The sequence below is a fragment of the uncultured Coprobacter sp. genome (assembly GCF_947855755.1).
Lineage (GTDB): Bacteria > Bacteroidota > Bacteroidia > Bacteroidales > Coprobacteraceae > Coprobacter.
Window position 1 is genome coordinate 1 of the sequence record NZ_CANUAR010000047.1, and the last position, 8,203, is coordinate 8,203.

Annotated in this window: 12 protein-coding genes and 2 tRNA genes; 9 read left to right on the top strand and 5 right to left on the bottom strand. The window is 43.8% G+C overall.

Features of this window, described 5'->3' with window-relative positions; all coding sequences use genetic code 11:
* Positions 1–112: 112 nt before the first annotated feature.
* Together Q0093_RS14465 and Q0093_RS14470 are read left to right on the top strand one after the other, a co-directional pair.
* Positions 113–379 (top strand): hypothetical protein, encoded by a 267-nt coding sequence (locus Q0093_RS14465; protein WP_297931872.1) that lies wholly within the window; start codon positions 113–115, stop codon positions 377–379.
* Positions 376–603, top strand: a complete 228-nt coding sequence (locus Q0093_RS14470; protein ID WP_297931874.1) for a hypothetical protein — start codon at positions 376–378, stop codon at positions 601–603. Before Q0093_RS14465 ends, Q0093_RS14470 begins: the two co-directional genes overlap by 4 nt.
* A gap of 54 nt (positions 604–657) precedes the next feature.
* On the opposite strand, the gene Q0093_RS14475 is transcribed toward Q0093_RS14470, so the two are convergent.
* The gene (locus Q0093_RS14475; RefSeq protein WP_297931877.1) at positions 658–1,833 is read right to left on the bottom strand and encodes a site-specific integrase; all 1,176 of its coding nucleotides are present in this window, start codon (positions 1,831–1,833) and stop codon (positions 658–660) included.
* A 136-nt stretch (positions 1,834–1,969) separates the two neighbouring features.
* Positions 1,970–2,042, bottom strand: a tRNA-Pro gene (locus Q0093_RS14480).
* Positions 2,043–2,227: 185 nt separating this feature from the next.
* Here Q0093_RS14480 and Q0093_RS14485 point away from each other — a divergent pair.
* Together Q0093_RS14485 and Q0093_RS14490 are read left to right on the top strand one after the other, a co-directional pair.
* Positions 2,228–2,300 (top strand) — tRNA-Phe (locus Q0093_RS14485).
* Between the two features lie 251 nt (positions 2,301–2,551).
* Positions 2,552–3,769: a site-specific integrase gene (locus tag Q0093_RS14490; protein WP_297931881.1), complete on the top strand. Its 1,218-nt coding sequence runs from the start codon at positions 2,552–2,554 to the stop codon at positions 3,767–3,769.
* Positions 3,770–3,919: 150 nt separating this feature from the next.
* Here the strand turns inward: Q0093_RS14490 and Q0093_RS14495 are convergent, their stop codons facing one another.
* The 3 genes from Q0093_RS14495 to Q0093_RS14505 are packed head-to-tail and all read right to left on the bottom strand — an operon-like array spanning position 3,920 to position 4,704.
* Positions 3,920–4,201, bottom strand: a complete 282-nt coding sequence (locus tag Q0093_RS14495) for a helix-turn-helix domain-containing protein (RefSeq protein ID WP_054349894.1) — start codon at positions 4,199–4,201, stop codon at positions 3,920–3,922.
* Positions 4,202–4,205: 4 nt separating this feature from the next.
* Entirely contained in the window at positions 4,206–4,493 is a 288-nt protein-coding gene (locus Q0093_RS14500) for a helix-turn-helix domain-containing protein (protein WP_008657134.1), read from the bottom strand.
* Positions 4,474–4,704, bottom strand: a complete 231-nt coding sequence (locus Q0093_RS14505) for a hypothetical protein (RefSeq protein WP_297931897.1) — start codon at positions 4,702–4,704, stop codon at positions 4,474–4,476. Before Q0093_RS14505 ends, Q0093_RS14500 begins: the two co-directional genes overlap by 20 nt.
* 128 nt (positions 4,705–4,832) lie before the next feature.
* Between Q0093_RS14505 and Q0093_RS14510 the strand changes: the two genes are divergently transcribed.
* The 5 genes from Q0093_RS14510 (at position 4,833) to Q0093_RS14530 (ending at position 8,181) form a co-directional block, all read left to right on the top strand.
* Positions 4,833–5,141 (top strand): helix-turn-helix domain-containing protein, encoded by a 309-nt coding sequence (locus tag Q0093_RS14510; protein ID WP_021645362.1) that lies wholly within the window; start codon positions 4,833–4,835, stop codon positions 5,139–5,141.
* Positions 5,122–6,354, top strand: coding sequence for a VapE domain-containing protein (locus tag Q0093_RS14515; protein WP_297931906.1), 1,233 nt, complete (start codon positions 5,122–5,124; stop codon positions 6,352–6,354). Before Q0093_RS14510 ends, Q0093_RS14515 begins: the two co-directional genes overlap by 20 nt.
* Positions 6,355–6,462: 108 nt before the next feature.
* Entirely contained in the window at positions 6,463–6,612 is a 150-nt protein-coding gene (locus tag Q0093_RS14520; RefSeq protein WP_279180288.1) for a hypothetical protein, read from the top strand.
* Between the two features lie 64 nt (positions 6,613–6,676).
* Positions 6,677–7,651, top strand: coding sequence for a toprim domain-containing protein (locus Q0093_RS14525; RefSeq protein ID WP_297931910.1), 975 nt, complete (start codon positions 6,677–6,679; stop codon positions 7,649–7,651).
* Between the two features lie 146 nt (positions 7,652–7,797).
* Positions 7,798–8,181: a MobC family plasmid mobilization relaxosome protein gene (locus Q0093_RS14530; RefSeq protein WP_297931913.1), complete on the top strand. Its 384-nt coding sequence runs from the start codon at positions 7,798–7,800 to the stop codon at positions 8,179–8,181.
* The last annotated feature ends 22 nt before the right edge of the window (positions 8,182–8,203 follow it).

Consider the following 8,203-nt stretch of genomic DNA (forward strand, 5'->3'; position numbering starts at 1 on the left):
TAGATTACCGCTATCTGATAATCTATCCCCGCAACCTTACGGAAGAAGAACAGGCAATAGTGCTTAAATATATCACACAAGGAATATACGAACTATAAAAATAAAAAATACGATGAACAGATATTACAAAATTCCGGTATCAGAGCTCAAAGAGATAGACCCGGATTGGGAAACGAGAAGACAGGACGTGGAAGGAACAGAAGCGATCATACACGTAGAAACATACGAAAGGCTGGCATCGGCAACAGCCGGAGACATAATGCCCCTATCAGAAAAACACTCGGAGAGAAAGAACTATCCCATTTATCGAGGAAAAGATCTGGAGGAACTATTGAACAGCCCGGAATGGACACCGGATCAGGAAGGAGGCCGGCGATGAACTGGATGAAAGAAAGCAACCGTCCGCGTCATGTCCTATACGGATTTATAGGGGCATTGATAGGCACGTTACTGTTTGCCGTAGGCTTGGCGATCGGTAAGGAATACGGAGACAAGACGTGGGGCGGGAAATTCGACCGGCTCGATTTATGGGCGACACTGATAGGAGGTATTACCGGGCAGATTGTTCAATTGTTTATTATATGGATTTTAAGTAATTTATAAAATGAAATATATCTCTGTTTTTAAATAGTTGTAACAGAGATATATTCGTATTTATTAAAAAATACCATCATGATTAACTATAAGTTCATTAGCTTCTTGTATGTCATGAGGTGTATATATATCGGTCATGAGTATATCTGCATGTCGAGCCTGATCGCGCACAGTTATTGTATCATACTTTTTCAACATTGATGTAATTCCGGTATCTTTCAGACTATAAAATTTATATTTGGGAGGGAATTTCAGATCTTTCCGAATATAACGTGTCCAGAAATCTCGAAATGATTTCTCGCTTTTATATTTTTTACCTGGCTGAAAATTATCTGAGAATAAATAGTAATCACCCGGATTATTGAAAATACCCAAATCTAACATTAGGAGAATTACCTTTTTAGGGAGTGTGACACATGCGTTTTTCTTATTTTTCGATATGGAGTCGGGAATGAATATTGTTTGTTTTTTAATTGAAAAATTCGATATTTGAATTTTACTCATTTCTTTTGGCCGTACAAAACAATAATGTAAGATATAACATGCCAACAGAAAATGTTTGTTCTTTTTGATCAAATAGTCATGTAGGCGGACCATGTCACCATCAGGGATTATTGTCCGCTGTTTTTTATGTAACCGTTTTCCCAGAACGGGAATTCCTTCTGTCGGGCGTTCCTTTAAGTAGGAATTCTGAACCAAATAAGAAGAAAATACACGCAAAAAAGTCAAATAATTATCTCGAGTTTGCGCAGTATTTTCCCTGTCGATATAAATATAATCCAAAAATTCTGATATGAACATCTTATCAAACTGGTATATGTAAGTAATCGGGACTTTTCGGCTTTGATTCCATTTGATCATATTCCGGAGGTAAGATGCATAACCGACAAATGTCTCTTCTCGATAATTGCCATCGGAAAACATTTTTTCAATAAAGTGTTTGTACCGTTCGCATACCTCTATGAATGTATGATAAGCCCGACTATTTTCGGCTTCTATCCAAGGATTCCATCCTTCATCAAGTTTACGAGAGATTCGTTTACACAGTTCGTTAGCATATCTCCTTCTGTCTGCAGCTTTTTCGATAAAATTAATTTTGATCGTTTTGATGCGCATTTTACCGGCAACAGGATCGAATGCATAAAAACCGATATACCATCGTTTCCCGACATATAGCTTGGGATAGGTATAATTAATGATTTCTTTTAGTGTAGTTTGGCCTTTCTTTTTTGACAACATTTTTTTTACATTTTTCGCAAGTAGCAAAAAATGCAACGTTAAATATCCTATTTTATCTCTCTGCCGTATTTCTGCCGGCATATTAAAATGAACATAGCCTAATTATTTATTAATTAAATAATTAGGCTATAATTAGTCGGGGTGAGAAGACTCGAACTTCCGACCTCCACGTCCCGAACGTGGCGCGCTGCCAACTGTGCTACACCCCGATTGACAATTGCGAGTGCAAATGTAATGTATTCCTTTTAAAAGACAAAAAACATAAGGTAAAAATTTTATTCTTTTCTCAATTTTTCATCAGTTGTCATAAAAATGGACTTTTTCAACAAAAAAAGTCTCTGTATAATTAGGTAATTTCAAAAACTTGTCATACATTTGCACTCGCAAAAGCGATGGTGCCATAGCTCAGTTGGTAGAGCAAAGGACTGAAAATCCTTGTGTCCCCGGTTCGATTCCTGGTGGCACCACTTTTCAAGAAAGAAAAACGATGTAAATCCCTGAATTTCAAAGAAGTTCAGGGATTTTTCTTTTCCAAGAATAGGCAAAATCAGTGGGATTAGAGCAAACTATACGTCCTTATTCAAGGGACTGGTTTTAAAAGCCCGAAATGTTCCACTGTGAGGTATTTACTTCATTCTTTTACAGCTTGTTGCGCTATTTTACATAACAGGGTTCTCGGTTCGATTTCCTAACTTTGTATCATTAAAAATTGAGCCGTATGGAAAGAAAAAGATTCAGCGTGTTGTTCTTCATCAAGCGTAGCAAACTGTTAAAAAACGGGGAAGCACCCGTGCGTGTGCGTGTCACTTATGACCGCCTATACGTGGAACTTCAACTAAAGCGGAGCGTAAAAGTCCCACTTTGGTCGCAGGAAAAAGAGAAATCGACAGGCAAAGACCGAAACTCCGTGGAACTTAACCATTACATTGACGCCCTGCGTGTGAAATTCTATCAGATTTACCAAGACTTGGAACTGGAGGGAAAGATTATCTCCGCACGTGCCATAGTGAACCGCTATCAGGGAAAGGACGAGACTTTCAAGACATTACACAATGTGTTCAAGGAGCATAACGATAACTGCCGGAAGCTAATCGGGACGGACTATGCCGACATCACCGTAAGACGTTACGATAACTGCCTTAAATATCTCATGGAACTGGTTAAACGGGACTACAAGGTAGATGATATGCTGTTGCGTGAGGTAAACGGGGAACTGGTGCGTAAATTCGATTTATACCTAAAGACGGAGAAGCATTGCGCACAGAACACCGTTATCCGGTACATGAAATGCTTCAAGAAAGTGATAAACCTTGCCATTGCCAACGAGTGGCTGACAAAGAACCCGTTTGCCGGAATCAAGTTTCACGAGGTGGAGGTAAACAAACAGTTCCTAAGCCAAGCCGAGATAAACCGGATATGGCAGAAAGAGTTCAGGATTGAACGGCTGGAACTGGTACGGGATGTTTTTATCTTCTGCGTATATACCGGGCTGGCATTCATAGACGTGTATAATCTGCGCCCCGAACATCTTTCAGAGGACAGTAACGGCAATCTGTGGATAGTGAAACCCCGTGAAAAGACAAACAATATCTGCAACATCCCGCTTTTGAGCATTCCCAAACAGATACTTGAAAAGTATAAGGATAACCCCTACTGCATGGATAAAGGAACTTTGTTGCCCGTTCCCTGCAATCAGAAGATGAACAGCTACCTGAAAGAGATTGCCGACCTGTGCAGTATCAAAAAGAACCTGACCACGCACACAGCCCGCCACAGTTTCGCATCGGTTATCGCACTGGCTAACAACGTGTCACTGCCGAATGTGGCTAAAATGCTGGGGCATTCATCCACCCGAATGACACAGCACTACGCAAAGGTATTAGACCAAACGATACTAAGGGATATGCAAGCCGTTGAGAAACAACTATCCGTATAAACACGGAGAAGCCAGCAACACAGTTTTCAAGAAACCGTGATTGCTGGCTTTCAACCAAACAATATAGAAAACAAGACAGCTATATTTCAATACTCCAATATTTCAAGAAAGCAAGACATCAAGAAAACAAGATTCCATGTTCTCAAAATTTCATTTCTGATAGAACCTTTCCAACAAATCCATGATGTCACTTTCCCGGTAGATGATTTTTCCCGGAAGCTGCACGTACCCCAGCAGCCCCGTGTCCCTGTAATCCTGCAACGTCCGTTTGCTGATGCAAAGCCGCTCGCATACTTCCTCGCCCGTCAGGTAGTGTTCACCGTTCAATACAGGGCGATAGTTCATTACCACGTACTCCACGTTTTCCAGCACCCTGTCAAGGGAGGAAAACAGTACCAGCGTAGTTTCGGAATCTTTCGTTATCAAATCCATACGCCTACTTTTTAGAATTGTCCCTTACTTGGTTGAGCAGAAATGTTTCCACATCCGAAGCCTTGTAATAAATCTTATTGTTAATCTGCGAATAAGGCAGTTTTCCCGTATCACGGTAGGTCTGCATCGTCCGGGCTGAAACGTTCAGCAGACGGCAGGTCTCGCAGTTATCCAGCCACTTGTCACGCTTCCTGCGTAAAGGCACGCAGAGCGCATCCACACGCCCCACAAAGTTTTCAAACCTCTGTTTCCAAAGTTCAAAGGTTCTCTTTTCAATCGTCACTATTTCCATAACTGATACATTTATTCTTGTCAATACTCCGTTTTTCTTCACTGGTGCAAATATATAAGGCTGAATAATAGGTTGTTTCTTTCTGTCCGAAAATGACCTTGCGTGTCCGAAAATGTCCACCGCCACCCCAAGAACAACACGAAAGAAACGAACCGATAATAAAAAACTTGATTTTTCTCCACTCTTTAAATAAGTAAGGTAATGAACACAAAGCCGTTTTCTATTTGCCGACATTAATTTGGTGCAGAGCGCAGCAAAGCGATTCCAAACGGCTGACGCTTTGTTTTTTACCGATTTTTCTTATTTTATTTGTGGTGCTAATTCAAAAAACAAGCACCTATGAACAATCCTTTCGAAGAAATTTTCAAACGGCTGGAGAACATCGAAAAGATGATTGCCCCGGTCATGGGCTCACAGCCCGAAGAACGGCAGGACGGAAAAGAGCCTGTGTTAGTCAAAATATCCGTTGCCAGTGGTATAACCGGGTATTCGGTCAATTACCTGTACCACTTAGCCAGCAAGGGACTGATACCGTGTGTCAAGCGTGGGCGTACCCTGCGTTTCGACATGGAGGAACTCAAAAAGTGGATGCAGCAGCAGTATGTCCCGGCTTCTAACAGACTTCCCGATGAAAAAGAAAAGAAGTGATGATACACGGCACATCGAGGGCTGGCAGTCTAAGAACGAGCGCATCGAAAGCCTGTTGAACGTCCTGTACGATTTCCGGTTTAACACCGTAAAGAGCCGGACGGAATACCGGGCTGCGGATTCTTCGGACTTGTACCAGCCCGTTACGAAATTTGTCCTGAACTCGTTCAGGCGCAGGCTGGACGCAACCGCTGGTATCGTCACCTCTGCCGAGAACATCCGTACCATACTGGAAAGCGATTTCGCAAGAAAGGTACATCCCATACGGGAATACTTCAACGCCCTGCCGCTTCTCAATCCAACCGAACACGGGCATATCGGCAGGCTCCTGAACACGGTACAGGTAGCCAACCCCGGCAAATGGGAGGAATATTTCACGAAATGGCTTATCGGTGTGGTAGCCAACGCCATGAACGACACGGGGTGTCAGAACCATACTTGTTTGGTGCTGACCGGGGACAGGCAGGGGCAGTTCAAATCGTGGTGGCTGGACAACCTTTGCCCGACACCGCTTAAGAACTACCTGTTTACCGGAAAGATAGACCCGCAGGGCAAAGACATCCTGACACTGATAGCCGAATACCTGTTCATCAACATTGACGACCAGCTAAAGGAACTCAACAAGCAGAACGAGAACGCATTGAAGAACCTTATCACCACCCCGGCGGTGAAATACCGCAGACCGTATGACGTTTACATAGAGGAATATCCCCACCTCGCCAGCTTCATGGCTTCGGTGAACGGCAACGAGTTCCTGACCGACCCGACAGGCAGCAGGCGTTTTTTGCCGTTCGAGGTGCTGCACATAGACAAGCCCACGGCAGAAAATATCCACATGGATAACGTCTATTCCGAAATCATGTACCTGTACCGTCAGGGCGTGCGCTACTGGTTCAATGATGCGGAGATTGGAGAACTGCACCTGAACAATGCGGAATTTGAGGTGCAGACAATCGAGTTTGAAATGCTGACGCAATATTTTGAGAAGCCGACAGAGGAAGAAGAACCCCATTTTTTTATGACAACAGCGCAAATACTGGCACGTTTACGAGATATATGCGCCATGCAGCTATCTGAAAAACGGCTGGGGGAAGCGTTGCGTAAAGCCGGGTTCAAACGGGTACAGAAACGTATAAACAAACAGAATTATTCGGTATATGGGTACAGAATAAAGCCTATTCCTGCATCCTATACAAATGACGATTACGGATAGGCAGCCATGCAGTAATTACTGCAAAAGTATCATGCTATTATTCAAGTTATTAAAAAATCAATCTATTACACGATGCGCAGTAAGCAGTAAGATAAAATCCAAAACTTTTTGGAAAACCGGAAAAAAGAAAAACAAGAAAAGAGCGAGCAGGAATATAAGGCTGTATTTCTATTTCCTTTTGAAGAAATAACTTACTTATCTTACTGCATAAGAGATAATCCACTGAAAGAAAAAGAATTATGTGCAGAAACATGGTAACTTTTCTTCTTACTGACTTCTTACTGTGCTACTGCAATTTATCAACACCAAAAAAATAAAGATTATGACCTACAAGGAAGCCAACAATATCAGTATCAAAGACTACCTGAACTCTTTGGGAATCCAACCCGTCACGGAAAAAGGAAGCTACGGGATGTACCGCAGCCCCTTACGGGAGGACAACACGCCAAGTTTCAAGGTGGATTATAACGCCAATCTATGGTGTGACTACGGAACTGGCGAGGGTGGGACGCTCATCGACCTTGTGATGAAGCAGCACGGATGCAACGCCTACGGTGCTATCTGCCGACTGGAACAGGGTGACACCGCCTCTTTTTCCTTTCACGGGAAAGAACTGCCCGAAAGGGACACGAAAAGGCAAGCAGCCAGCCCGATAGAGATACGCAGAATACAGCCGTTACAGAATCCGGCACTCATACGCTATTTGCAGGAAAGGGGGATTTCTCCCGGAACGGCAGCCCCATACGTGCAGGAAATGTATTACCGCATCGGTGGCAAGCCTTATTTTGCACTGGCATTCAGGAATGATTCAGGAGGTTACGAGCTTCGCAATCCCCGTTTCAAGGGCAGCACATCGAAAGACATCACCCATATAAGGCAACAGGGAGAGCCGAGAGAGAAATGTTTGGTATTCGAGGGCTTTATGGACTATCTTTCTTTCCTCACACTCCGGATGAAGAACTGCCCGACCATGCCCGACCTTGACAGGCAGGATTATGTCATACTCAACTCTACCGCCAATGTGCCGAAAGCCATTGACGTGCTGTACCCGTATGAACGCATCCACTGTATGCTTGACAATGACAAGGCAGGATATGAAGCGACACTGGCTATCGAATTGGAATACTCCTACCGTGTGCGTGACTTCTCGCACAATTATAGGGGGTATTCGGACTTGAACGATTACCTGTGCGGCAGGAAGCAGGAGCAGAAAAACAGTATCAGCCAAGCACAGGAAATGAAGCAGGAAACCGGACAACGTGCCGCCCCAAGACAGAAAAGGGGCAGGGGCATTTAGTCCGGCAGGATTACCAACGGCAGGCGGTCTGATTTGGAGAGCAAGGTTATGTTTCGGTAAACCGAAACACCTTGCTTTGCCTGACAGCAAAGAAAATTTCTCCCGTTGGTCGCAATTTTTAAGATACCAGCTAAAAGCAAAAACGTATGACAGAAATAAGGAATAAACCGGGAGGTCGCCCGGCAAAGAACCGGGTAAACAAATATCAAAAGGTAGTCAGTACGAAGCTGACCGAGTTACAGTTCTACGCTATCAGGAAGCGAGCCACCGAAGCCGGGCTGCATGTCAGCGAGTACGTCCGGCAGGCTGTCGTTTCGGCAGAGGTAACGCCCCGGCTGAACAGGCAGGATGCGGACACTATCCGCAAGCTGGCAAGGGAAGCCAACAACATCAATCAGTTGGCGCACCGGGCGAATGCCGGAGGGTTCGCACTGGTGGCGGTGGAACTGGTAAAACTCAAAAACAGGATTGTTGAAATCATTAACCAGTTGTCGGATGATTGGAAAAATAAAAAAGGGAAGCGGATTTAAAGGCTGCGTGAACTATGTACTC

Coding starts and splice junctions, on each gene's coding strand:
- Q0093_RS14465 (WP_297931872.1), top strand. CDS start 113: ATGAACAGATATTACAAAATTCCGGTATCAGAGCTCAAAGAGATAGAC.
- Q0093_RS14470 (WP_297931874.1), top strand. CDS start 376: ATGAACTGGATGAAAGAAAGCAACCGTCCGCGTCATGTCCTATACGGA.
- Q0093_RS14475 (WP_297931877.1), bottom strand. CDS start 1,833: ATGTTGTCAAAAAAGAAAGGCCAAACTACACTAAAAGAAATCATTAAT.
- Q0093_RS14490 (WP_297931881.1), top strand. CDS start 2,552: ATGGAAAGAAAAAGATTCAGCGTGTTGTTCTTCATCAAGCGTAGCAAA.
- Q0093_RS14495 (WP_054349894.1), bottom strand. CDS start 4,201: ATGGATTTGATAACGAAAGATTCCGAAACTACGCTGGTACTGTTTTCC.
- Q0093_RS14500 (WP_008657134.1), bottom strand. CDS start 4,493: ATGGAAATAGTGACGATTGAAAAGAGAACCTTTGAACTTTGGAAACAG.
- Q0093_RS14510 (WP_021645362.1), top strand. CDS start 4,833: ATGAACAATCCTTTCGAAGAAATTTTCAAACGGCTGGAGAACATCGAA.
- Q0093_RS14515 (WP_297931906.1), top strand. CDS start 5,122: ATGAAAAAGAAAAGAAGTGATGATACACGGCACATCGAGGGCTGGCAG.
- Q0093_RS14525 (WP_297931910.1), top strand. CDS start 6,677: ATGACCTACAAGGAAGCCAACAATATCAGTATCAAAGACTACCTGAAC.
- Q0093_RS14530 (WP_297931913.1), top strand. CDS start 7,798: ATGACAGAAATAAGGAATAAACCGGGAGGTCGCCCGGCAAAGAACCGG.